This window comes from Klebsiella sp. BIGb0399, assembly GCF_003752615.1.
GTDB classification, from domain to species: domain Bacteria; phylum Pseudomonadota; class Gammaproteobacteria; order Enterobacterales; family Enterobacteriaceae; genus Klebsiella; species Klebsiella lignicola.
In genome coordinates this window covers 357872-381651 of sequence record NZ_RKHT01000006.1, presented here as the reverse complement: position 1 = coordinate 381651, position 23780 = coordinate 357872, and the positions used below count along the sequence as shown (strand labels likewise).

Annotated in this window: 21 protein-coding genes; 9 read left to right on the top strand and 12 right to left on the bottom strand. The window is 56.7% G+C overall.

All coding sequences use genetic code 11. The features are described from left to right. Window positions 1-234 precede the first annotated feature (234 nt). A complete protein-coding gene (locus EDF82_RS12435) occupies window positions 235-483 on the top strand; it encodes a DUF1158 domain-containing protein (RefSeq protein ID WP_123756225.1) in 249 nt (82 codons plus the stop codon). On the opposite strand, the gene EDF82_RS12430 is transcribed toward EDF82_RS12435, so the two are convergent. From EDF82_RS12430 to EDF82_RS12420, 3 genes are all read right to left on the bottom strand, one after another. After that, complete coding sequence (locus tag EDF82_RS12430) at window positions 442-2034, bottom strand: esterase family protein (RefSeq protein ID WP_123755858.1); 1593 nt, start codon at window positions 2032-2034, stop codon at window positions 442-444. The genes EDF82_RS12435 and EDF82_RS12430 overlap by 42 nt on opposite strands. A 121-nt stretch (window positions 2035-2155) precedes the next feature. Next, on the bottom strand, window positions 2156-2497 hold the full coding sequence (locus tag EDF82_RS12425) for a RamA family antibiotic efflux transcriptional regulator (protein WP_123755857.1): 342 nt from the start codon (window positions 2495-2497) through the stop codon (window positions 2156-2158). 32 nt (window positions 2498-2529) lie between these two features. Next, on the bottom strand, window positions 2530-3630 hold the full coding sequence (locus tag EDF82_RS12420) for an MBL fold metallo-hydrolase (protein WP_123755856.1): 1101 nt from the start codon (window positions 3628-3630) through the stop codon (window positions 2530-2532). 189 nt (window positions 3631-3819) lie between these two features. On the opposite strand from EDF82_RS12420, the gene EDF82_RS12415 reads away from it, so the two are divergent. The 3 genes from EDF82_RS12415 (at window position 3820) to nfsB (ending at window position 5555) form a co-directional block, all read left to right on the top strand. Next, window positions 3820-4401 carry a TetR/AcrR family transcriptional regulator gene (locus tag EDF82_RS12415; protein WP_123755855.1) on the top strand — a complete coding sequence of 194 codons (582 nt, stop codon included), beginning with the start codon at window positions 3820-3822 and terminating at the stop codon, window positions 4399-4401. Next, window positions 4401-4781, top strand: coding sequence for an MmcQ/YjbR family DNA-binding protein (locus tag EDF82_RS12410; RefSeq protein WP_123755854.1), 381 nt, complete (start codon window positions 4401-4403; stop codon window positions 4779-4781). The genes EDF82_RS12415 and EDF82_RS12410 overlap by 1 nt, the downstream gene beginning before the upstream one ends. 120 nt (window positions 4782-4901) lie before the next feature. Continuing rightward, on the top strand, window positions 4902-5555 hold the full coding sequence (gene nfsB / locus EDF82_RS12405; protein WP_123755853.1) for an oxygen-insensitive NAD(P)H nitroreductase: 654 nt from the start codon (window positions 4902-4904) through the stop codon (window positions 5553-5555). Here nfsB and EDF82_RS12400 read toward each other — a convergent pair. Then, window positions 5552-6595 carry a DUF2157 domain-containing protein gene (locus tag EDF82_RS12400; RefSeq protein ID WP_123756224.1) on the bottom strand — a complete coding sequence of 348 codons (1044 nt, stop codon included), beginning with the start codon at window positions 6593-6595 and terminating at the stop codon, window positions 5552-5554. The genes nfsB and EDF82_RS12400 overlap by 4 nt on opposite strands. Before the next feature lie 18 nt (window positions 6596-6613). Further along, window positions 6614-7492, bottom strand: a complete 879-nt coding sequence (locus EDF82_RS12395) for a helix-turn-helix transcriptional regulator (RefSeq protein ID WP_123755852.1) — start codon at window positions 7490-7492, stop codon at window positions 6614-6616. 109 nt (window positions 7493-7601) lie between these two features. Between EDF82_RS12395 and EDF82_RS12390 the strand changes: the two genes are divergently transcribed. Next, window positions 7602-9029, top strand: a complete 1428-nt coding sequence (locus EDF82_RS12390) for an MFS transporter (protein WP_123755851.1) — start codon at window positions 7602-7604, stop codon at window positions 9027-9029. Between the two features lie 75 nt (window positions 9030-9104). After that, the gene (locus EDF82_RS12385) at window positions 9105-10349 is read left to right on the top strand and encodes a mechanosensitive ion channel family protein (protein ID WP_123755850.1); all 1245 of its coding nucleotides are present in this window, start codon (window positions 9105-9107) and stop codon (window positions 10347-10349) included. 3 nt (window positions 10350-10352) lie between these two features. Here the strand turns inward: EDF82_RS12385 and EDF82_RS12380 are convergent, their stop codons facing one another. After that, the gene (locus tag EDF82_RS12380; protein ID WP_123755849.1) at window positions 10353-11333 is read right to left on the bottom strand and encodes a LacI family DNA-binding transcriptional regulator; all 981 of its coding nucleotides are present in this window, start codon (window positions 11331-11333) and stop codon (window positions 10353-10355) included. Between the two features lie 252 nt (window positions 11334-11585). Here EDF82_RS12380 and EDF82_RS12375 point away from each other — a divergent pair, with 252 nt between their 5' ends. Next, window positions 11586-12002: an Exc2 family lipoprotein gene (locus EDF82_RS12375; RefSeq protein ID WP_123755848.1), complete on the top strand. Its 417-nt coding sequence runs from the start codon at window positions 11586-11588 to the stop codon at window positions 12000-12002. A gap of 38 nt (window positions 12003-12040) precedes the next feature. On the opposite strand, the gene EDF82_RS12370 is transcribed toward EDF82_RS12375, so the two are convergent. The 6 genes from EDF82_RS12370 to EDF82_RS12345 form a co-directional block, all read right to left on the bottom strand. Continuing rightward, on the bottom strand, window positions 12041-13192 hold the full coding sequence (locus EDF82_RS12370) for a Gfo/Idh/MocA family protein (RefSeq protein WP_123755847.1): 1152 nt from the start codon (window positions 13190-13192) through the stop codon (window positions 12041-12043). Beyond that, on the bottom strand, window positions 13189-14217 hold the full coding sequence (locus EDF82_RS12365) for a sugar phosphate isomerase/epimerase (protein WP_123755846.1): 1029 nt from the start codon (window positions 14215-14217) through the stop codon (window positions 13189-13191). Before EDF82_RS12365 ends, EDF82_RS12370 begins: the two co-directional genes overlap by 4 nt. A 15-nt stretch (window positions 14218-14232) precedes the next feature. After that, window positions 14233-15438, bottom strand: coding sequence for an MFS transporter (locus EDF82_RS12360; RefSeq protein WP_187043051.1), 1206 nt, complete (start codon window positions 15436-15438; stop codon window positions 14233-14235). A 187-nt stretch (window positions 15439-15625) separates the two neighbouring features. Next, window positions 15626-17002 (bottom strand): phenylalanine transporter, encoded by a 1377-nt coding sequence (pheP, locus tag EDF82_RS12355; protein ID WP_123755844.1) that lies wholly within the window; start codon window positions 17000-17002, stop codon window positions 15626-15628. A 141-nt stretch (window positions 17003-17143) separates the two neighbouring features. Continuing rightward, a complete protein-coding gene (locus EDF82_RS12350) occupies window positions 17144-19342 on the bottom strand; it encodes a TonB-dependent siderophore receptor (RefSeq protein WP_123755843.1) in 2199 nt (732 codons plus the stop codon). Between the two features lie 58 nt (window positions 19343-19400). After that, a complete protein-coding gene (locus EDF82_RS12345; protein ID WP_123755842.1) occupies window positions 19401-20486 on the bottom strand; it encodes a YncE family protein in 1086 nt (361 codons plus the stop codon). A gap of 654 nt (window positions 20487-21140) precedes the next feature. Between EDF82_RS12345 and EDF82_RS12340 the strand changes: the two genes are divergently transcribed. Beyond that, entirely contained in the window at window positions 21141-22253 is a 1113-nt protein-coding gene (locus tag EDF82_RS12340; protein WP_123755841.1) for a fimbrial protein, read from the top strand. Between the two features lie 386 nt (window positions 22254-22639). Further along, a complete protein-coding gene (locus EDF82_RS12335) occupies window positions 22640-23761 on the top strand; it encodes a fimbrial protein (RefSeq protein ID WP_123755840.1) in 1122 nt (373 codons plus the stop codon). Window positions 23762-23780 lie beyond the last annotated feature (19 nt).

The window sequence follows — 23780 nt, the reverse complement described above, 5'->3', positions numbered from 1 at the left end:
TGGTGGGATATAGCACCTATACTTTTGTAAAACTGATGACCGGATAATGACGTTAACTGACATTTTAATGCTATTAATTTAATTACAAATAACACTCAAGTTATTAACGAAGAGGTGGAGATAAATAATATAAGAGCTACGACGAATGACGTAAAATAATAACAAGGGAAAGCATATTGCGTTAACCGGTCTTTTCCCGGACAATATGTTTTTTAACTGATGATTAACAAAATAATGAAGCATCCGCTCGAAACGCTACTGTCTGCCGCCGGTATTTTATTGCTGGCCCTGCTCTCATGTTTACTGCTGCCAGCCCCCTCACTCGGGCTGACGCTGGCGCAAAAGCTGGTTGATACCTTCCATCTGATGGATCTCAACCAGTTTTACACCCTGCTTTTTTGCCTGTGGTTCCTGGTGCTGGGTACGATCGAGTATGTGGTATTACGTTGGATCTGGCGTCGCTGGTTTTCTCTGGATCGCTAGGCCGGTAAAATCACGCATCCCGGCCACCAGCGCCTCGCACCAGGCCGCATAGTCATGGCCGCTGGATGACGGATGGAAGCTGACCCGATAGCCTTTTTCACGCAGCGCCTGCTCAAACGCGAGGGTATGACTGAAGACCCCGCCGTCAGGCCCTGAGGTCTCAAACCGCCCTGCCTGCAGCCAGAAGCGCACCGGGTAGCGCGGCGACTGTTGATACTGGCGGGTTAACCAGCAGGCCTCTTCATCTTTTGGCGCCCACCAGTAAGACCCCGACAGGCTCAGGACATTGGCAAACTGGCGCGGATAGCGCAGCGCCACCCACGAGGCCGCGAGCCCGCCGTAGCTGGAGCCCGCCACCACGGTTTTTTGCCGCGTCAGGTTCAGCCCCTGCTGACGCAGCCAGGGCAGCAGTTCATGGGCCATAAAGTCGGCAAAGAAGGGATTCGGCTGCAGCTCCTTCATCCGTCGCGCCTGATCGAGGCTATCGATAAACACCACGTTCACCGGCGGCAGCATATGGTGGGCAATCAGATTGTCCAGCACGTTGGCAAAGCGGTATTCATCCTGATAGGTTTTGCCATCAAGCAGCAGCAGCGTCCAGCGGGCGGGCTGCGGCAGACGTGGCCGATAGATCCGCACTTCCCGGGTATTTTGCAGAAAATCACTGCGCAGGTGGTGGCGAGTCAGGGTGCCGTAGCGCAGCGGTTGCGCCATCCGCCGTGGAGTACAATAGCGCGCCGGATCCAGCGCCAGCAAAGAATGGCGGCCCCAGCGATCGCTGGCATGGTTGACGGTGTGTGGATTGAGCGGATCGGCCTGAGCGCTGATCAGAATCGCTCGCCGAAGTTCATCCCCTTCCCCGTCAACCTGCGGCACATCCGGCGCCGGCTGATACTGCATCAGCGTATCAGCCGGGACAACATAGCTGCGAAACCAGACGTCAGAACCACCAAGTCGGAATAACGGGTCGTGCTCCCCCGCCGGCGATCCCAGCAGGAAGACATTGTTCTTCGCTCCACGCCACAGGAAAGTGACCCGCTTGTGCCCCGCCTCTACCGGCTCCACCATCGGCGTACCTTCAAGCTCACGCTCCTGCCAGAAAGCCGCGGTAGAACCGCCTGTCGCCAGGGTCTGCTTCAGCGCCTGCAAACGTGGGCTGATGGGATCCTGGGTCTGGCTTTTGCTCAGCGCGGTGGTCTCTTTCATCCGCCAGCAAAAACGCCAGCTGGCCCCTTCCTGGCCGTGGAAAACCAACGCCGAAGGGCGATTCACCGGCAGAGAAAACAGCAGCTGCTGCTCGCCGTCCGGCGGCCCGTCGGTCAGCAGCGTGCGCAGGCGTCGGTTATGTTCATCCAGCAACCGGGCGTCGGTTACGCCGTAAATCGTCGCCGTGACGTAATTCTCACCCAACATCGGCAGGTCAAAACAGACTTCACCGCTGGCATCGAATTTTCCCTGTAACTCCCCCTGCAGAGAGGGGGAATCGCCGTCGATCGCCGCCGCAGGCCGTGCACTCACCCCTACCTGCAGACCACTCCATGCCATCTTCATCGCCCGGTTTACTCTTGTCAGAATTCAGCAGTAACGCTAATGCAAATGGTAATGATTTGCAATAACACATCAAGTAATGGCAAGTCCGTTGGCGCTCCGCCGGTTACCCGGCGGCGGTCAGTTAGTGGGCGCTGTTGTGGTTATCTTTGCGGTAGGCACCCGGCGGCTGATGAAACGTGCGGGTGAAAATGCGGGTAAACGTCTGCTGCGAGTCAAAGCCGTATTTCAGGCAGATGTCATAAACCCGCTGATCGGTGTCACGCAGGTCGCGCGCCGCCATCCGCAGTTTACGTTCGCGGATATAGCGCCCCAGACTCTCCCCTTTGTACTGTAAAAAGAGACGTTGCAGATGCCATTTCGAATAACCGGAGTGGCGAGCAATATCGTCAATACGCAGCGGTTGATGCAGATTGTCATCGATCCAGCCGACAATCGTCTCAATGACTTGAGCTGAAATAGTCATCAGTTCTCTCCCCCGTTGAAGCACACTGGCAATTACTGCCACCAGCGATGAAATGATTGTGTGTTATCGGCAACCCAAACCGGCTCGCCCTGCATCGGCGTTAACAGCCGCCATGGTCGGTCTTTGCTCGCCGCAGCCAGCTTGATGTACGGGTCGTCCCAGCTGTGTTTTGCCAGCACGAAACGCCCGGCATGCCCCGGCAATACCGCGCGAGCGCGCAGATCGTCGGCGGCCTGCGCCGTTTCGTCAGGCATCATATGAATGTATTTCCAGTCCTGGTCGTACTGACCGTTCTCCAGAATCGCCAGATCCACGGCGCCAAACTGTTCGCCGATGGCTTTAAAATGCGGGCCGTAGCCGCTGTCGCCGCTGTAGTAAATCTTCTGCTGCGGGGTGACGAACATAAAGCTGGCCCACAGAGTCTGATTACGTTTCAGCCCACGCCCGGAGAAATGACGCGCCGGCAGTACATGAACCGTCAGTTCATCACTGACCGGCACCGCTTCGTTCCAGTCAGCTTCGCTGATTTTCGCCCCGTCCATGCCCCAGTAACGCAGATGCGAGCCGACGCCAAGCGGCGTCACCACGCGGTTGATTTTCGGCATCAGCGCTTTGATGGTGGCGTAGTCGAGATGATCATAGTGATCGTGGGAGATAATCAGCAGGTCGATCTCCGGCATGTTCTCTGCCCGCCAGGGATAGTCCCCGGAGAAGGCTTTATTGAGGAAGGAGAACGGCGCGGCGTAGCTGCTGAAGACCGGGTCGATCAGGATCCGCTTCCCGGCCAGTTGCAGATACCAGGAAGAGTGGCCGAGCCACACCATCACATCCTGCCCTACCGGCAGGCTGGCAAGATCGGTCTTCACCAGCGGCAGCGGCTGCGCCGGGCGCGCATTTTCACGTTTAACGACCAGAAATTCCCACCACGCGGCCAGCATATTTTTCTGTCCGGTAAAGCCTGGCGTGGGCAGCTGATTATGGAACTGGTTGTCACGATAGTTCGGCGACTGTTCCACCAGGCTGAGCTGAGCACCCTGCGGCGCACGACCAAACCCGGCATTTAACACAAACGGCAAAGCGGTTGCTGAGGCTAATAACATGATGGCGACCACGCTTAGAGTGACACGGTTCATAACCTGACCAGATGAAACCCTCTATCCTGAGGGTTGTGTGATAACACTTGATTATGAGTGAGTAAGCACTCATTATTAGGAAAGCAGCGAAAGTCGTCAAGACGATTTTCAAATTTTGACATACACCGTTGCAGTGCCATGTCCAGGCATGCTTAGATCGGGGTTTCATCACATGTGAGGTAAATTGTAGTGGCTCGTCCTAAGAGTGAAGATAAAAAGCAAGCGTTACTGGAGGCCGCAACCGCCGCCTTTGCCCAGTCGGGCATCGCCGCCTCAACCTCCGCCATTGCCCGCAGCGCCGGGGTGGCCGAGGGAACGCTGTTCCGCTATTTCGCCACCAAGGATGAGTTGCTCAACGAACTGTACCTCACCATCAAGAGCGGCTTAGTCCAGTCGATGATTGGCAAGCTGACGCCAAACGAAAAGCGGCCGAAAGAGAACGCCCGCAACATCTGGAACAGCTATATCGACTGGAGCATCCGTCATCCGATGGAGCACAAAGCGATCCGCCGGATGTCGCTGAGCGAGCGCATCACCGATGAAACCCGGAACCAGGTCAAAGAGATGTTTCCTGAGCTCAACGAGATGTGCCAGACCTCCATCAAACCGGTCTTTCAGAGCGAAACCTTCAGCGCCTTTGGCGATGCGCTGTTCCTTTCGCTGGCGGAAACCACCATTGAATTTGCCAGCCATGACGTGAAACGGGCGCCTGAAATCATCGCCCTCGGGTTTGAAACCATGTGGCTGGCCCTCCACGTGAAAGAACAGTAATGGATAATACTTCGCTGCACGCTTGCGCCCATCGTCTGGCCCTGGCCTACCCGTTTACCGAGCACTGCTGGCCGTTTGGCCCGGAGTACGACGTCTTTAAAGTTGGCGGGCGCATTTTTATGATCACCGTGACCCTGCGCGGTCGTGCGCTGGTCAATCTGAAAGCCGAGCCGCAAAAATCCCTGCTCAATCAACAGATTTACCGCAGCATTGAGCCGGGTTACCACATGAATAAAAAGCACTGGATCACGGTCGTGCCCGGTGAGGATATCAGTGAGGATCTGCTGGCCGAACTGGTTGATGATTCCTGGCATCAGGTGGTGAACAAGCTGGCAAAACGAGATCAGAAACGGCTGCGCCCGGAGCGATTTTCAGGCTAACACGATAAGTGTTATCGCATTTTTGTCTCTTATCATTCCCTCGCCTTCGCTGTACTCTTCTGTCACTAACCGCTCCGTCAGGGACGGGTTAACTTGAGCATGAAATAGTGAGGAAGAGTTATGGATATCATCTCCGTTGCCTTAAAGCGCCACTCCACAAAAGCCTTTGATGCCTCGAAAAAACTGACTGAGGCGCAAGCCAGCAGCCTGAAAACCCTGCTGCAATTCAGCCCGTCGAGCACCAACTCTCAGCCGTGGCACTTTATTGTCGCCAGCACCGACGAAGGGAAAGCGCGGGTCGCGAAAGCCGCCAGCGGCACCTACGTCTTCAACGAACGCAAAATCCTCGATGCCTCTCACGTGGTGGTGTTCTGTGCGAAGACCGTAATGGACGATGCCTGGCTGACCCGCGTGGTTGACCAGGAAGAGGCCGACGGCCGTTTCGCCAGCCCGGAAGCCAAAGCCGCGAACCATAAAGGCCGCGTGTTCTTTGCCGATATGCACCGCAAAGAGCTGCAGGACGACAATCACTGGATGGCGAAACAGGTTTACCTTAACGTCGGTAACTTCCTGCTCGGCGTGGCGGCCCTGGGGCTGGACGCAGTGCCGGTAGAAGGCTTCGATGCCGCAATCCTCGATGCCGAATTTGGCTTAACCGAACAAGGTTTCACCAGCGTGGTCATCGTCCCGGTGGGCCACCACAGCGTCGAAGATTTCAACGCCGCGCTGCCGAAATCACGCCTGCCGCAGGCGACGACCATCACCGAGATTTAACCCTCTCGCGCACGCCGCTCGCCGGCGTGCCAGATTTTTTCTGCATACCGGCCCAGGATCGCCAGCGACACCGCCAGGATCAGGAAGAACACCACCTTGTGCATGCTCTCCCAGAAATACTCGAAAAAGCGGGTGTAGAGATTAATGCCGAGGAACGTCAGGCCAAATCCGCGCAGCATCGCGTCTTCGGTTTTCAGACTGATGTAGATACAGATCCCCGCCGCTATGCCAAATAACAGCGCCCACGGCAGCCGCTGCGCCTGAGAAATGCTGTACCAGCGGTCGGGGTCGTGATAGCCGAAAATCGACAGGATCCACAGGGCGATAAACAACCAGGTCAACCCCATCGCTTTACTGACGGTCAGCAGCCGACGCTGCTGCAGCCAGTGGCGCAACAGCCAGCACAGCGCCAGCATCACGCCGGCAAACAGCACAAAGCGCAGCGGGTAGCTCATGCCTAGCCAGTAAGCGCCCCACCCCGATACGTAGCCGGTTTCCGCGCCAAACCAGTTACCCAGCGCCAGCAGAAAAAACAGCCACACCAGCCCGGAGCGGGCCGCGATACCAATGGCGCCATAAATGGCGCAGCCCACCAGAAACAACGGCGCGATGTGGCCGCTGCCGTTATCCAGCCGCTCGCCGAGTTGCCAAATCGCCACCGCGGTAAAGACCACGCCGACAAACAGAATCGCCTCGGTGCTGTAGTGCCAGTGCTGCTCCCGCCGCTGGCGACGAAAGCCCCACAGGTAGCAGCCGAGCGCAATTGCCGCCGGCAGCACGATGCGCGCCAGCGCCGAGTCGCGGAACATCACGGCCAGCCACGCCAGCAGTTCGTTATCGGCAAACAGACTGCCCAACGCAATCAACAGGCAGGCCAGCGCCGTCCAGAAGGCATAGCGGCTCAGGCGCTGCCAGTCAAAAGGCGTCACCTGCAACGTGCCCGCCAGCCGCTGGTGTTCTGCCTCGCTCAACGTCCCGGCGGCCTGCCACTCATCCAGCGCCCGGGCAATCACCCGATGTTGTTTTCTGGTTACGTTCATCTGCATTCCCTGTGGTTATCAGTAGAGGGCATCCTGCTTATCCAGCCAGGCCAGCGCCTGTTCGCCCGACTCGTCCATCGGCAGGTAAACCAGCAGCCGTGCGCCATTACGCGGGGCGGAATACCAGTACATCTGCTGCAGGCTGAAACGCCCGAGCTGCGGATGGTTGAAGTGTTTGACCTGATTCTCCACGCCGCGGACCTCATAACGTTGGTGCCACAGCGCTTCGAACTCTGCGGAAGCGGCGAAGAAGCGCGCCAGTTTATTTTCCCACAGCGGATCGCCCCGATGCTCGGCCATCGCCGCGCGGAAATAGGAGACAAAAGTCGGCAGCACATCGCGGTTTTCGATGCGGAAGCGCCAGGTGTCATTGGTCAGATAGAGGTAAATACAGTTGCGGTCTTCTTCGGCAAGCTGAGCGAAATCAATCCCCATCAGGCGGCAAAAGCTGTCGTTCCACGCGACGATATCGAAGTTGGGTTTCTGGATGCTCGCCGGCTGCGGCATCAGGCTGTCAATCAGCCGGCGGGTTCCCGGGCTGATGGCATCGCAGACCACGGCCGACGGCGCCTCCGGTGGCGTCAGTCCGGCCAGCACGAACAGGTGGCGGGTTTCCAGCGGGCTGCACTGCAGGGCGTTCGCCACCCCCACCAGCACTGCTTCCGACGGGTTCACCTCGCGCCCCTGCTCCAGCCAGGTGTACCAGGTGACGCCGACATCCGCCAGCATCGCCACTTCCTCACGGCGCAGGCCCGGCGTGCGCCGCCGTCCGACCCGCGGCAGGCCAAGCCGCTGCGGATCCAGGCTCTCGCGGCGGGCGCGCAGAAATGCCCCCAGCTGCTTACGGCTGTCATCGGGGGCGATCGACAGAGCTTCCCGTTGCGGCATTCCCGTCATATTTCCTCCAGCATGGTAGTACCAATACCAGTATAGACAGGAACTGGTACCCGTTTAATTTATCGGTAATGCTACGACCATCCGCTGAATGACGCAATGGAGCGATCCGATGAATTCGTCTGCTGTTTCACCCGGCCGTGCCGGTTTACTGCTGCTGTTGACCGGTCAGATGCTGCCGCTGATCGACACCTCAATTACTAACGTGGCGCTGGATTCGATTACCCACTCCCTCGACGCCAGCGCCACCCAACTGGAGCTGATTGTGGCGCTGTACGGCGTCTCGTTTGCGGTGTGCCTGGCGATGGGCAGCAAGCTAGGAGATAACTACGGCCGCCGCCGGCTGTTTATGTGGGGCGTAGTGCTGTTTGGCCTCGCCTCCCTGCTGTGCGGCATCGCGGGCTCCATCAGCGAACTGCTGGCGGCCCGCACGCTGCAGGGCGCAGGGGCGGCGCTGATCGTGCCGCAGGTTCTCGCCACCCTGCACGTTACCCTGAAAGGGACCGCCCATGCCCGCGCCATCAGCCTGTACGGCGGGATCGGCGGGATTGCCTTTATCGTCGGGCAGATGGGCGGCGGCTGGCTGGTATCGGCGGATATCGCCGGGCTGGGCTGGCGTAACGCCTTCTTTATTAATGTCCCGATCTGCCTGCTGGTGCTGGCGTTTAGTCAGCGCTATGTGCCGGAAACCCGCCGCGAGGCCCACGCCGCCATTGACTGGCAGGGGACCTTCAGCCTGGCGCTGATCCTCTGCTGCCTGCTGTTTCCGATGGCGCTGGGCCCGGAGCTGCACTGGCCCTGGACGTTACAGCTGATGCTGCTGGCGGTGCTGCCGCTGCTGGCCTGGATGCGGATGAGCGCGCTGCGTAAACAGCAGCGCGGCGAGCAGCCGCTGCTGCCTCCGCGCTTGCTGAAGCTCACCAGCATCCGCTTCGGGATGGCGATCGCCCTGCTGTTCTTCAGCGCCTGGTCCGGCTTTATGTTCTGCATGGCGCTGACCATGCAGTCCGGGCTGGGGATGTCCCCGTGGCAGTCGGGCAATAGCTTTATCGCCCTTGGGGTCGCCTATTTTGTCTCGGCGCTGTACGCGCCGAAGCTGATTGCGCGCTACAGCATGGGACGCATTCTGCTGACCGGGCTGGGGGTACAGATAGCCGGTCTGTTGCTGCTGATCGCCACCGTTCAACACTTCGGCCTGCACACCGCCGCGCTGGCGATGGTGCCGTCAACCGCGCTTATCGGCTACGGCCAGGCGCTGATCGTTAATAGCTTCTATCGTATCGGGATGCGCGACATCAGCGCCTGCGATGCCGGTGCCGGCAGCGCCATTCTGAGCACCCTCCAGCAGGCAACGCTGGGGTTAGGCCCGGCGATCCTCGGCTCGCTGTTTTTAACCCTCGCTCAGCGCAGCGGCGGTAACTATCCCCAGGCGCTGATCGACTTCCTGGCCGTCGAGGTGGTAATGATGCTGATATTAGGCGCCATTGCCCTGCGATTGCGCCGCCATCTGAGCGTTCACCCGGTGGCAGCGGCCTCGTAAACCCGGCGCATCACGTCTGATTTGCATAATATACATCCAGCGGTCATCATACCTGCTGGATGTACAGGAGACGTTATGCAGGAATTAATATCGCAAATTGCCGCATTAGGCATCAAAATCACCGCAACTACTTCACTCGTCATTATCTTCGGCATTATTTTACTGACGGCGATCGTCGTTCATTTCATTCTGCACAAAGTGGTGCTGCGCGCCTTCGAAAAACGCGCGCGGGCCAGTAGCCATTTGTGGCTGCAAATCATCACTCAGAACAAACTGTTTCACCGCCTCGCCTTTACCCTGCAAGGGATTATCGTCAACGTTCAGGCGGTACTGTGGCTACAAAAAGGCAGTGAAGCTGCCGATATCGTCACCACCGCCGCCCAGCTGTGGGTGATGATCTATGCCCTGCTCTCTTTCTTTTCACTGCTCGATGTGGTGTTCAATCTATCGCAGAAGTTCGCCACCGCTTCGCAGCTTCCGCTCAAAGGGATCTTCCAGGGGATTAAGCTGGTCAGCGCCATCATCATCGGCATTCTGGTGATTTCGCTGCTGATTGGTCAGTCGCCGGCGATTCTGATCAGTGGCCTGGGCGCCATGGCCGCGGTACTGATGCTGGTCTTTAAAGACCCGATCCTCGGCCTGGTAGCCGGGATTCAGCTCTCCGCCAACGACATGCTGAAACTCGGCGACTGGCTGGAGATGCCGAAATACGGTGCCGACGGCGCGGTAATTGATATTGGCCTGACCACCGTGAAGGTGCGTAACTGGGATAACACCATTACCACCATCCCTACCTGGTCGATGGTTTCAGACTCTTTTAAAAACTGGAGCGGCATGTCCGCCTCGGGCGGTCGGCGCATTAAGCGCAGCCTGAATATCGATACCACCAGCATCCATTTCCTTGATGAACAGGAGCAGCAGCGCTTAATTCAGGCAAAACTGCTTAAGCCCTACATGGATTCTCGCCATCAGGAAATCAGCGAGTGGAATCAGCAGCACGCCGCCGATAGTTCGGTGCTGAATCTGCGTAAGATGACCAATATCGGTACTTTTCGCGCCTATTTGCAGGAATATCTCCGCAATCACCCGCGGCTGCGCAAAGATATGACGATGATGGTTCGCCAGCTGGCGCCGGACGCCGACGGCCTGCCGATCGAAATTTACTGTTTCACCAGTACGGTTGTGTGGGCCGAGTATGAGGAAATTCAGGCCGATATTTTCGACCACATCTTCGCCGTGGTTGACGAGTTTGGCCTGCGGATCCACCAGTCGCCGACCGGCAACGATATCCGCTCGTTAGTGGCGGTGGGCAGAAGCTAACGATCAGGTACTGGCGCGGTCAATGACGCGCCAGTCCATCATCACCCGCTCGGCAGCGGCATCAGGATTATCGATTTTCTTCAGCAGCAGCGTCACCGCCTCGCGGCCAATCTCGCGGGACGGCTGTTCAACGGTGGTCAGCTGCGGCGAGACCATCTCCGCCAGTTCAGTGCCATCAAAGCCCATCACGGCAATATCGTCCGGCACCCGCAGCCCGGCCTGGGCTATCGCGCGTAACGCCCCCGCCGCCAGCGAATCTGCCACCGCAAACACCGCATCCGGCAACTCTTTCGCAGCCAGCAGCGTCTCCATGGCGGCTTTACCCGCGGCGGCGCTGAGATCGCTGGCATAGGCCACCTGTTGATAGCCCATTCCCCGGACATGCAGGACGTTTTTGTACCCGCGCTCGCGCAGGCGAGCATAGCGATAGCTCAGATCGTGGTTGATCAGGGCGATGCGCTGGCGCCCGCTCTCCGCCAGGCGTGACACCGCCCCTTGCGCCGCATCAATGTCGTTGATGCCGACGCAGGAAATCGTGCCGCTATCGGCGTATTCAGCGCACTGCACCCACGGCGCCTCGCCGATCATCATCGTCAGCTCCGGCAGACTGGCAAGGGCATTCATGGTAATAATACCGTCAACCACTTTGCCCGACAGCAGCCTCAGCCCCGAAGTGGAGCGCGCCAGATCGGAACCCGAATTACACAGCAGAATGCGGTAGCCGTGCTTTTCCGCTTCTTCTTCAATCCCCTTCACCACTTCCGCGCAGAAAGGGTTGGCGATATTCGACACCATCACCAGAATCATGTAGCTACGCGCCGTGCGCAGCTGGCGCGCCAGCAGGTTCGGCTGATAATTGCTCTCTTTTATCGCCTGCAGCACGCGTTCACGGTTCTTCGGCTTCACGGTATCACTGTTATTCAGCACCCGTGAGACGGTGGCCACCGACACCCCCGCCAGGCGAGCAATCTTCTGAATTGACATAACGGCTGCATTTCCTGCGATAAAAGTTATTGTGCGAAGGCTATCATAAATACGCCGTCGATGGAGGCGTGGCGGGAGAAATCGCGATGTTCACCGCGACCTGTCGCCAGCCGTTACGGGGAAAACAACAAATAATCGGGGCTATTTTCCGGGCGCGGTCAGCGCGATGATAGCGTCGTAAACCTGAGCGCCGGGACGGTGCTGTTTTACCGCCTGGCCTGACATAATAACTACGTTAAGGATGATGCCACCATGAAGATTAAAATTACGCTTCTCGCTATCGGCTGTTCACTCATTGCGCTCACCGGCTGTACCTCGTCTAAATCGTCACCAGAGCGTCACGCCTACTATTTCGTTGCCCACCGTTCCGATTTTGTCGGCGGCAATTACGCCGTGAACCGCCAGGAGAACTATCGTCTCAATCTCCCGACCTTCACCGAGGCGTATCAGCGCGGTCAGAAGGATCGGAGCAGCGGCGTCAGCGAAAGCGCGGCCCGCAGCAACGCCGAGGCGATCAAGCAGCAAATCGCCAAGGGGAGCCAGACGCAGCACGCCTTTAACGGCAACAGCAGCGATAAATGGGAACATCAGATGGAAAATAAAGACGCCGTGCTGTTCGGCAACGAACTTTCCGGCGCCTATCTGGATGGTTATCTCGGGGTGAAATAACGCCCACTGCGCCACCCCGGTGGCGCAACGTTTGCCTGCTATCGCGCGACGCGAACCCAGCGCTGCTGCTGGTGACTTTGCAGAATGGCGTCAATGATGTACATCACATCCGCCCCCTCATAGAACGAGGCGAATCGCCGCTGCTCTGCCTCCGGCATCTTCCCGGCACGCACCGCCTGATAAAAGCTCAGCATCATATTTTTAAAGGCATCCGGCCAGCCCTCGATATGGCCGCCGGGAAAATGGGCGCTGGCGGCGACATCGCGCTGCATCAGTCCGGGATCGTCGCTGAGCAACTGGTTTGGCTGCGCGCGCTGCCCAATCCACAAGCGTTGCGGAACCTCCTGATCCCACGCCAGCGAGCACTGGCTGCCGTTTAACTCCACCGCCAGGCGGTTCTTTCGCCCTGCGCTGACCTGCGATACGGTAAAGCAGCCTTTGCTGCCGTCCTCAAAGCGAAACAGCACCGACCCCATATCTTCGGTATCCACCTGCCGCGCTTCATGCTGCCGATCGTCTCCCGGCTGGCTGAAGGTTGCTTCGCCCGAAACCGCCGCCTGGCGCGTCGGCCAGACGATGGAGAGATCCGCCATCACCTCGGTGATGCGTTTCCCGGTCATGAACTGTACCGTGTCGCACCAGTGGGAGCCGATATCCGCCACCGCCCGTGAGGCACCGCCCAGCGCCGATTCCACCCGCCAGTTGTAGTCGGTTTGCCACAGCATCCAGTCCTGCAAATAGCTGCCGTGCGCTGAAAACAGCCGCCCGACCTGCCCTTCGCGCACCATGCTGGCGGCCTGCTGGACCATGGCAAACTGGCGGTAGACAAAGCTCACGCCGTGCACCACGCCGGCGCTTTCCGCCAGCGACACCAGCTCACGCGCCTCCTCCGGCAGCATACACAGCGGCTTTTCCGAGAACAGATGCAGCCCGGCGCGCAGCACCTGACGGTTAATCTCCGCGTGCAGATGATTCGGCGTACAGTTATGCACCACCTGCAATCCCGGATGCGCCAGCAGCGCCTCAACCTGCCCGTAAGCATGAGCGACATTCAGCTGCCGCGCTTTGTGCTGCGCCTGAGCCAGGTCGCTGTCACACAGCGCCACGACCTCGATATCCCCCACCCGGCGCAGCGCCTCGATATGTGCCGGGCCAATAAACCCGGTGCCAATAATGCCGACCTGAATCATCCTTGCGCCTCCTTGCCGTTGGCAAAATCATCAAACGCCCGCCCGGAGACCGGAATGATGTGGCGGCGGATAAACTCGCTGCCCTCACGCGCCCCGGCTTCAGCATCCTTCAGACAGCATTCCCACTCCAGCACCGCCCAGCCGTCGAAATCGTACTCGGTGAGCTTGCTGAAAATACCTTTGAAATCAATCTGCCCGTCGCCCGGCGAGCGGAAGCGCCCGGCCCGCTGCAGCCAGTTCTGGTAGCCGCCGTAAACCCCACTGCGCCCGTCGCGGCGGAATTCAGCATCTTTGACGTGGAAGGCTTTGATCCGCTCATGATAGATGTCGATGTAGGCCAGATAGTCCATCTGCTGCAGGTGTAAATGGCTGGGATCGTAGAGCATATTGCAGCGCGGATGGTTATCCACCCGCTGCAGGAAGCGCTCAAAGGTTACGCCGTCGTGCAGGTCCTCGCCGGGATGGATCTCGTAGCACAGATCGACCCCCTGCTCATCGAAGCTATCGAGCAGCGGCCGCCAGCGGCGCGCCAGTTCATCAAAGGCCTCATCAATCAGCGTCGGGTTGTGCGGCGGCCAGGGATAAAACTGCGGCCACGCCAGCGCGCCGGAGAAGGTCGCGTGGGCCTGCAGACCTAAGCGCCCCGAGGCGATAGCCGCCTGGCGCACCTTCTCCACCGCCCACTGCTGCCGCGCCTGCGGCTGACCGCGCAGCGCCGCCGGTGCGAATGCGTCAAACGCCGCGTCATAGGCCGGATGGACCGCCACCAGCTGCCCTTCAAGATGCGTGGACAGCTCGCTGATGGTCAGGCCATGCTCCGCCAGCCGCCCGCGAATATCATCGCAGTAGATCTGGCTCGCCGCCGCCTGCTCGACATCAAAAATCGCCGGATGATTACACGGGATCTGCAGCGCCTGATAACCCAACCCGGCGGCCCAGGCCGCGATCCCGTCCAGGGTGTTAAACGGCGCCTGCGGCCCGATAAACTGTGCCAGAAAAATCCCCGGTCCCTTGATCGTTTTCATACCACCTCCTTAAAATCAGTGCTGCTCTTTCTCGTTGTACTGGAAAGAGAAAAGGAAAATCAGTGCAATAACTGCAGCCGCCACCGCCGGGATCCACCAGAAGGTGACCCACGCCTGCGGCACGGTCTGCCCGGCCACCAGCTGGTTATACAGCGCGCCGGAAATTTGCGAGCCCAGCAGCATGCCGATGCCGTAGGTAAACATGACGATCATGCTTTGCGCCTGGCCTTTGACCTTGTCCCCCGCCACGCGGTCGGTATAGATAAAGCCGACGACAAAGAAGAAGTCATAGCACACGCCGTGCAGCAGGATGCCGAGATAGAGCAGGAAGCGCCCCTCTTCACTCACGCCGAGAGCAAAGAAGGCGTAACGGACAAACCACGCCGCCATCCCGACCAGCAGCATGTACTTCACTCCCAGACGGCGGAACAGCAGCGGGATCACCAGCATAAAGGCGATTTCCGACATCTGACCAAACGACATCGCAGTGCTGACGTCCGCCACGCCCGCATCCGCCAGATAAGAGGCGGTATAGGCGTAGTAGGTCCCCAGCGGAATAGAGATCAGCGTGGCGCAGAGCGAGAAGATAAAGAAGTGGCGCGTCTTCAGCAGCGCGAAAGCATCGGCGCACAACAGATCGCGAAATTTCACCGGGATGCCTTTGGCCGGTGCTGGGGTATGCGGCAGCGTCAGGCTATAGACCGCCAGCACCACCGAGCACAGCGCCGCCAGATTAAAGATAGTGGTGGTGTCAGAAATCCCGGTGACCCCGATACAGATCCCGGCAACGATCCAGCCGATGGTGCCGAAGACGCGCACCACCGGGAAGGTCTTATCGACGTTGCTCAGGCTGTGGAAGGCGATATTGTTGGTCAGCGCCAGCGTCGGCATATAGCACAGCGTATAGCCAAACAGCAGGCCGATCAGCAGCGCGCCATTCTGCGCCACCAGCGCCTGCGGGACGAACCACAGGATCACCGCGCCCGCCAGGTGCATCACCGCCATCACCTTCTGCGAAGCAAAGAAGCGGTCGACCAGCATCCCCAGCACAAACGGCGACAGGATCGAGGCAATCGGCCCGGCAGAAAACGCATCGCCAATCAGCAACGCCATATCGTAGCGGGTCATCACCAGCCCCAGGGTCACCGACCAGCTTCCCCAGATAAAGAACTGCATAAACATCATTAACGACAAACGCGGCACCAGAAACCGGTGCTGCACGCAGGCACTTTCACGACCTTCACTTGTGGATACCATGTTCACACCCTCAAAAAAGTAATCGATTACAAAACATCTCGAAATAGAAAGTAATCGATTACAAAAAGAAGATCCTTAGCGATATGCGTTAAGCGCGAAGACGATCACAATAATAAGCAGAGTGCCCCGACGGATGCCGGGGCAAGAGATATTACGCCGGACGGCGCAGCAGTTTGAAGACCACAAACAGGAACAGGATCCAGACCGGCAGCAGAATGGCCGACAGGCGCATGCCGTCGATGGTGCACATCAGCACCAGGATCAAGGCCAGGAAAGCAATGCACAGATAGTTGCCACCCGGCGCCAGCAGCGCTTTGAACTTCGACTCGCGGCCTTTACGTCGCTGCGCGGCGCGGAATTTCAGGTGCGCCATGCAGATCATGATCCAGTTCAGCAGCAGCGTCGCCACCACCAGCGCCATCAGCAGACCCAGCGCTTTTTGCGGCAGCAGGTAGTTCAGCAGCACCACCAGCGAGGTGATCACCCCGGAAAGGATCAGCGAATTGACCGGCACGCCGCGCTTGCTGACGCGAGCGAGAAACTTCGGCGCGTTGCCCTGAACCGACAGGCCGAACAGCATCCGGCTGTTGGAGTAAACGCCGCTGTTATAGACCGACAGCGATGCCACCAGGATGACGAAGTTCAGTGCAGAAGCCACCACGTTACTGTCAAGATTGTGGAAAATCATCACAAACGGGCTGCTGTCGGATTTGATCTCTACCCACGGGTAGAGCGCCAGCAGGACCACCAGCGAACCGATATAAAACAGCAGAATACGGTACACCACCTGGTTGACCGCCTTCGGAATGCTCTTTTCCGGATTCTGCGCTTCCGCCGCGGTAATACCGATCAGCTCCAGGCCGCCGAAGGAGAACATAATCACCGCCAGCGACATCACCAGGCCATGCCAGCCGGTGGCAAAGAAACCGCCATGACGCCACAGATTATCAAAGCCGGCTTTACTGCCGCCGTGGCCGCCAAACAGCATCCACAGGCCAAAACCGATCATGCCGATAATCGCCAGCACTTTGATCAACGCAAACCAAAACTCCGCCTCGCCGTACAGGCGGACGTTCACGAGGTTAACGGCGTTGATAATCACGAAGAAGGCCGCGGCCCAGACCCAGGTGGGGACATCGGGAAGCCAGTACTGCATATAGATGCCGGCGGCGGTCAGCTCCGCCATGCCCACCAGCACAAACATCACCCAGTAGTTCCAGCCGGAGAGGAAACCGGCAAACGGGCCCCAGTATTTATAGGCAAAGTGGGCGAAGGATCCGGATACCGGCTCTTCCACCACCATTTCGCCAAGCTGGCGCATGATCAAAAACGCTACGATCCCGGCGACCGCATAGCCAATTAACACCGCCGGACCGGCCATTTGAATCGCCGGACCAATCCCAAGGAACAAACCGGTACCGATGGCACCGCCCAGAGCAATTAACTGAATATGTCGGTTCTGTAAACCGCGATGAAGCGCCGGACCGCTATCTGCTGCGGTATCTGGCTGCGTTGACGCGTCTTTCACGTCGGTCACCTGTTAGTTTTTATGAAGGGGCACCTTTTTACACTTCTGCTGGCCCTACTTCAAGTTACAGATGCGCTGGCTTCGTTCGTGGATGACTCGATAGCGAGGAGCGAGCAGACCTGCCCGCTCCTGCATAGTGACTTAGAAGTCGTAGCCTACCGACACTTTGAACGTCCGTGGTTCGCCACGGAACAGATAGGTTCCGCTGTCATCCGCGCCGGACCAGTAGTTCTCATCCGTCACGTTATCCACGCCCGCACGCACCGTCATCTGGTTCTGATTCTCGTTCAGCGCCAGACGATAGCGCACGCCGAGATCGAGGGTGGTGAAGCTATCGATCTTCTTGGTGTTCGCCTGATCGGCGTACTGCGATCCGGAATGGTTGAGGCGGGCTGTTGCGGTCAGGCCATCGATGGGCTTGATGTCGTACTCTGCGCCCAGCACCGCATAGAATCCCGGTACGCCAATCGCGGTTTTACCATCGTTGATGCCATCTTTGGTTTTCGATAGCTCGGCTTCCAGCCAGGTGGCGCTGGCATTCAGGCGCAGGCCATACATCGGTTCGCCGAAGACGTTAAATTCAACGCCGCGGTTACGCTGCTCGCCGTTAAGGCCATAGTGTTTCTGGCTATCAAGGAATGCTGAGGGCATTTTAATCTCAAACAGCGCCAGCGAGCCGCCAATGCGGCCAAAATCAGCCTTCACCCCGACTTCATTCTGTTTGGAGTGAATGATGCCGATACTTTCACCATAGTTGGTCGCGGAGGTCGGAGCATTACTTCCCGGCTGCAGCGCTTCGGTATGGTTAGCGTATAAAGAGATAACCTCCCACGGCTTGTAGACCACCCCATAGGTTGGCATCCAGCGGCTGTCGTCATACGCATCGCTTTGCAAACCGGTGGTTTTGTCGTAGTTACGCACCACCACTTTTTGATGACGTGCGCCAACGGTAAACAGGAGCGTATCGTCCAGCACGCCCAGCGTATCGCTCAGCAACCAGCCCTGCGAACGGGTACGACCGCTGGTGAGCGGATCGTAATAGTCACCGCCGAAAGATGAATTCGCGGGAGGGGCAACCTGCTGGGTATCGTAGATATTTACCTGCGGGTTATCCGCAGCTTTAGACATCCGCCATGCCGTTTTATCGTTCTGGGTTTTCGCCGAATAGCCGACGTTCACTTTGTGCGAGACAAAACCGGTAGCAAACTCCCCGCGTATTCCGGCCATACCGCTGGCGGTATCAATGTAGCGGTTGGTATCCAGGCGTCCCGCGGTGGCGTTACCCTCGCGATCGATCAACTTAGACGCGCTGTATAAACCAATCTCATGGGCATGCTGAGCGCCCAGCGACGCATAGGCCGTCCATCTATCGACAATGTCGTACTCCACTCTCAGCATACCAAACTCATTTTCGATATCGCTGTAGGCCCAGTCTTGCGTGTAGTTATGGGTATTACCCGGGAGGCGCGGGATAAAATCGACAGCAGAAATGTTGATTCCCATCGGACCGCCATGGAACGTTTTCTTCTGATAACCAAAATCAAAAGAGCTCCGTAGACGTTCGCCGCGATAATCGAGGCCAATAGAGGCCAGGGTGGTTCTGCGCTTGTCATTCTCGACCGCCGCCTCACCTTCGCGATGCACCAGGTTTACCCGTGCGCCAAACTGGTTATCGTCACCAAAGCGGCGCCCTAAATCCAGCGAACCACCAACCTGAGAATCAGAGGTGTAATCCACACCGACGTGAGCCGTCGGGGTATCTTCCGCCCGCTTAGGCTCGAGGTTAATCATCCCCCCAACGCCTGAACTGGCGGCGCCGTTAAGCAGAGAGTTCGCCCCCTTAAAAATTTCTACCCGCTCAAGCATGGCGGTATCCACCACCTGACGCGGTACCACGCCAGCCAGCCCGCTGAGGGTCATATCATCGCCATCGAATTTGAGGCCGCGAATACGGTAGGTTTCAGCGTAGTTACCATAGCCCTGTACCGGCTGGACCCCGGCATCGTTACTCACCACGTCGGTAATGGTGTGCGCCTGCTGGTCCTGAATCAGCTTAGAGGTATACCCGATGATGCTAAACGGGACGTCCATCGCGTTTTGTTCACCCAGCATCCCAAGACGACCGCCGTTCGCTACCTGTCCGTCGAGATAAGCCGGCACCGCCAGATCGCCGCCAGATTTAAAATCACTGTCGGGAACCGCCTGGACAACCATCGTTTCTTCTGTTTTCTTGCGCTCGGCGTCGTTTTCCGCCGCCGTGGCGGAATGGGCGATCGCGCCAATGGTTAACGCCAGCAGCGTTTTCCGTAGCGGGAAAGCCGGATAGTGAGAGGTATGCATAATGTGTCCCATCGGTGAGGAAAGTAAAACAAAGGGCCCGCTGCCGGGCCCGAATTTCTTATTTCGCGTTCAGGTCGATACGGACAACGCTGTCCGGGCCTTTGGTCGAATGATCTTTGTTAAACGGCTGTTTGACGGTGACAAACAGCGTCTGGCCGTCGGCGGAGAGCAGCAGGCTGTTCGGGTTCGCCGGGATCGCCCAGCTGTGCTTCAGGGCATAACTGGTGCCGTCGAGGCTGATAACCTTGCCGGATTCGCGCTGGGAGATATAAATCTCATTGCGTACGGGGTTGAACTGCACCGCCAGCGAGTCGCCCACGTCCAGTTGCTTAATCACCTTGCCGCTATGAATGTCCAGCACCAGGGTGGTTTTGGCTTTCGAGTTGTCGGTGACGAACAGGCGGCCGGTCTTGCTGTCTTCGGCAAGGTTCAGCAACAACGCGGGCTTATCGCCGAGCGGTTTCCAGCGCTGCTCAATGCGGTTAGTGCGCGGGTTGATCACCAGAATTTCACCGCTGCCGTTGGCGGCATACAGACGTCCGGTTTGCGCAGAATAGTGCAGACCCGTCATCCATTTGCCGGTGTTTTTAATCCGCGTTTTCAGCTTCAGCGTGGTGGCATCCACCACCCAGATTTGCGCCGGATCGGCAACGGCGCCGACATACAGGGTGTTATCCAGCAGCAGGATCTGGCGCGCGCCGTACGGCAGGTCTTTGTCATTGCGCTCGCTGAACAGCAGGCGTTTTTTCACTTTACCGGTAGCGGTGTCGATGGCGCTGATGCCGCCATCCAGCGAGTTCGTCACGAACAGCGTGCTGCCGTCTGGCGTTATCTGTACCGCAAAGTTTTTCAGGTCGGTGTAGCTCAGGCCGATCGTCTTCAGGGTTTTCGGGTCGAGCTTATACACCGCCCCGCCCTGCACATCTTTAAACCCTTCCGCGCTGGCAACGTACAGGGCATCGCCCTTCGGGCTGAGCGCCATTTCGTACAGCCCCTCCGCCAGCTCGCGTTTCAGCGGCTGTGCGGCGGTAGTGGTGGTGGTTTTCTCTACCGCAGGCGGGGTGACAGGGGCGGAGCGGTGGGCAGCGCAGCCGCTTAAGACAGCAGAAATCGCCAGAGCTAATACCGGTATGGTGTATTTCATTGTGGAGATCCTTAACAAAATCAATGAGCCAGTGGTAGCTCCGCGCCGATATTATGATTTTCCGGCCTGACGAGAGTGAGCCCCACCCTGTGCCTTCGCTGTTTCCCTGTGAGCAAGTCACTGGCGCAGGTCAGTCCATGCTTAGCCTGCAAACAAAAAGAAGAATGAGAACTATACGCATTATCGAATCTCAGGCAAGTGCAATCACCCTGATTAAGAGGTAAAAACGATAATATTTTTAATTTACATCATGATATGTCGATAGTTTTGTCGCCAGATTACCGCGGGGTCGACTGCCGGTTTAGCGCTATTCAGAGGCGCAGCCCAACGCCTGTGATATAAGGAATCTGGCAAAGCGAAGTAGATATGCTTCCCGCATAAACTCAAATAAAATAAACAATCCCAAGAAAAGTTAAGAAGACCAAAGATAAAATAAACTCACCTGCATTGTACCGTTCATCACCTTACTCCGGGCAGAGTCGACACCAGGTTAATACAATTAAAGTTAATTTCAGTTTATTTCTCTGGCACAGCTGTTAACGTTCAACGCCAATATAAGACTGCTGTAGTTGTAGTAATGCGCGGATAACAGAGCGGCAGTTTCTGCCCCGCAGCAGGTGGTGAAGAACCACCAACGGACAAGGGAGTTGTGCTGTGATAAATACTGGAATCAAAATTTTGCTGGGACTGACGGCCTGCCTGGCAGGGGGAAATGTCTATGCTTCGTGCGAAATGGTGCAGCGTTCAGACCTTTCCGTACCAGCTTCACCGATAATCGGTACTGTAGCGTTGAATGCCACAGTATCTGCACCAGCCGATATGCCGCTAGGTACCATACTTTATCGAGGGGTATTCAACCGTCCGATTCAGGTAGCCATAAAATGTACTGAGCAGGGCCAGTTTTATACCTTACAGAAAATGGCAACATCGGCTGGCACTCTGGGCAAAGCCGAAGACTTTAACTCCCCCGTCCCTGTCGGCTCGGTAGTTTTTAAGACATCCATGCCCGGCGTGGGGTTTGCTTTAAATAGCGGTTACACCGTTTATGATGTTCCGCACGCAGCAGCAGTATGTGTTAACTCTAGTAATTGTATCTGGAACGGTGACAGCATAGTAAATGCCGCATCAATTATGTATTTAATCAAAACCGGGCCGATTACCCCGGGAACTATCATCGGAGCCTCACTTCCCGTTTATTCGGAACTGTTCGGTCAGGATGGTTTCATGGTCACGACAATGGCAATGCCATTTACCGGCAGTATTACCGTGCCCCCCCCCAGCTGCACCACGCCGGATGTCGCCGTAGAGATGGGTACCTGGAGCGTGGGAGATTTTCGCGGAAAGGGCTCGGGTACTGAGTGGCAAGATGCCAGCATCCGGATGACGGGGTGCGACAATTTTTACGGTTATCGCGCAGGCCATAATCTGGATAATGGCGGAACCGCTAGTCTGAGCGAACCGGTCTACAAAAATAAATATACCGTTAGTCTCTCCCCCCAGTCCGCGGCCATCGACAGCAACAGCGGCATTATGTCCGTCGCGGAGGGCGATAATTCAGCCAGCGGCGTGGGCATTCAAATAGGAATGGGGTCAGTGGCTAGCGCGGAATCCCGGCTGGTAACATTTGGTAATCCTTACCAGCAAGATATATCCAGCGCGGGTAGCACCATGACGTTTCCGCTGGCAGCCCGCTATATTCAAACGAATGAACGCCTCAGGCCAGGAAAGGCTGACGGAAAAGTCACTTTTACCATTGCATATAAATAGCTGAGCGTTTAATTACCGCCAAAGATCAGCTTTTGATTGTTTGCTTTACTACTTTTGATACAAACCACCTGACGGGAGCTGCTGCTGAGACATCTGCCATAATTTATCGCATGCTTCGCCCCCTGCCAGCGCCAGTCTGAAGTAAAAAAACATTCAAAAAAATACGATTAATAACAAAAACCAACCGCCCTCCAATAGTGGATTCACTATTAACCAAAGATTTATTAAGAATAAAAAACAAAACTTCAATTTCATTTTCTCTCTCTAGCCACTAACATACGCAAAATAATATTCATTAAGCTATAAAATTGCCCAAAACATCATGGCGCAACACCTGAAGATAACGCAATCAAATACAAAAAATTCAGCCTGGAGATAAAGTTTTTATGCGTTTTAATTTTCACATTAAATATTTATTGTCATTGTCCATGCTGTGCTCGCCATGGGCTAACGCTATAGTGCAATGTCAGCAGGATATTCCTGAAAAAAAAGAAACGTTAAGCATCATTGCAAATAATATAACCATCGGACCCGACATGCCATTAGGCACCGTGTTATATGGCGGTACCATTTCCGCTCCGATTGAATTACATCTGAAATGTAGTTCACCGACCCCTGAGAGCGGCAGTGTTAAATGGATGTTAGGTTTAGAGTCAGTCAATTTCCCTTTATCTTCCTGGTCCGGGTCGCCATTCGGCGGCCAAATATATGAAACCAATATTCCCGGCGTTGGTATTGCCGTGTGGTATGCCGGAAAAGCCGTGACAAAAGAATCCCCCGTGATGGCGTTTGAGAATCTAATTACCACCACCGAAAATCAAGCATTTTATTTTGGCATGTCCAGCATCTTTGATATTTCATTAATGAAAATAGGTAATACTCCTCCCGGAAATTACACCATTGATTCTTCCTCGTTCCCGAGCATGGTGAAATACTATGAAGCAGGGTCGAATATGGCTGGAAACTTCCCGATCATCGCCAGACGTTATCAGTTATCGGGCTCAATCAATGTCTCAGCCAGAACCTGCACGACGCCGGATGTCAAAGTTCCTCTGGGGACACATAGCGCGTCAGTGTTCTCCGCCGCCGATGGCACACCGTGGGTGGACGCATCGATTAGACTGACCGATTGCCCTGTTTTTTCGGGCTATCACTCGGCTTATAGTCGGGTCAATTTAGCCACGGGTGATATTCCCCCCACAACCAATAACCAGATCAGCATCAGCCTTGCGCCTGTGAACGGTATTTTTGATGCAGAAAATGGCGTGATTAATATTACGCCATCCGATGAATCGGCCAGAGGTGTTGGTATACAGATTGCTCATGGTACGCCCGGTACACCATCCCCTGAACCTTTTGCTTTTAACCGCCCGTCTGTCGTTAATTTGCCTAAAACGGGCGACAGTACAATAACCTACCCACTTGTTGCGCGTTATGTTAAGACATCATCGGCATTTAGTTCAGGGAAGGCGGATGGGCGCGTCACGTTTACGGTTAACTATTACTGACGCTCCGGTAACAGGTCAG

Excerpts from the sequence above, each read along its gene's own strand:
- EDF82_RS12435 (WP_123756225.1), top strand. The coding sequence starts at position 235 with ATGAAGCATCCGCTCGAAACGCTACTGTCTGCCGCCGGTATTTTATTG.
- EDF82_RS12430 (WP_123755858.1), bottom strand. The coding sequence starts at position 2,034 with ATGAAGATGGCATGGAGTGGTCTGCAGGTAGGGGTGAGTGCACGGCCT.
- EDF82_RS12425 (WP_123755857.1), bottom strand. The coding sequence starts at position 2,497 with ATGACTATTTCAGCTCAAGTCATTGAGACGATTGTCGGCTGGATCGAT.
- EDF82_RS12420 (WP_123755856.1), bottom strand. The coding sequence starts at position 3,630 with ATGAACCGTGTCACTCTAAGCGTGGTCGCCATCATGTTATTAGCCTCA.
- EDF82_RS12410 (WP_123755854.1), top strand. The coding sequence starts at position 4,401 with ATGGATAATACTTCGCTGCACGCTTGCGCCCATCGTCTGGCCCTGGCC.
- nfsB (WP_123755853.1), top strand. The coding sequence starts at position 4,902 with ATGGATATCATCTCCGTTGCCTTAAAGCGCCACTCCACAAAAGCCTTT.
- EDF82_RS12400 (WP_123756224.1), bottom strand. The coding sequence starts at position 6,595 with ATGAACGTAACCAGAAAACAACATCGGGTGATTGCCCGGGCGCTGGAT.
- EDF82_RS12395 (WP_123755852.1), bottom strand. The coding sequence starts at position 7,492 with ATGACGGGAATGCCGCAACGGGAAGCTCTGTCGATCGCCCCCGATGAC.
- EDF82_RS12390 (WP_123755851.1), top strand. The coding sequence starts at position 7,602 with ATGAATTCGTCTGCTGTTTCACCCGGCCGTGCCGGTTTACTGCTGCTG.
- EDF82_RS12385 (WP_123755850.1), top strand. The coding sequence starts at position 9,105 with ATGCAGGAATTAATATCGCAAATTGCCGCATTAGGCATCAAAATCACC.
- EDF82_RS12380 (WP_123755849.1), bottom strand. The coding sequence starts at position 11,333 with ATGTCAATTCAGAAGATTGCTCGCCTGGCGGGGGTGTCGGTGGCCACC.
- EDF82_RS12375 (WP_123755848.1), top strand. The coding sequence starts at position 11,586 with ATGAAGATTAAAATTACGCTTCTCGCTATCGGCTGTTCACTCATTGCG.
- EDF82_RS12370 (WP_123755847.1), bottom strand. The coding sequence starts at position 13,192 with ATGATTCAGGTCGGCATTATTGGCACCGGGTTTATTGGCCCGGCACAT.
- EDF82_RS12365 (WP_123755846.1), bottom strand. The coding sequence starts at position 14,217 with ATGAAAACGATCAAGGGACCGGGGATTTTTCTGGCACAGTTTATCGGG.
- EDF82_RS12350 (WP_123755843.1), bottom strand. The coding sequence starts at position 19,342 with ATGCATACCTCTCACTATCCGGCTTTCCCGCTACGGAAAACGCTGCTG.
- EDF82_RS12345 (WP_123755842.1), bottom strand. The coding sequence starts at position 20,486 with ATGAAATACACCATACCGGTATTAGCTCTGGCGATTTCTGCTGTCTTA.
- EDF82_RS12335 (WP_123755840.1), top strand. The coding sequence starts at position 22,640 with ATGCGTTTTAATTTTCACATTAAATATTTATTGTCATTGTCCATGCTG.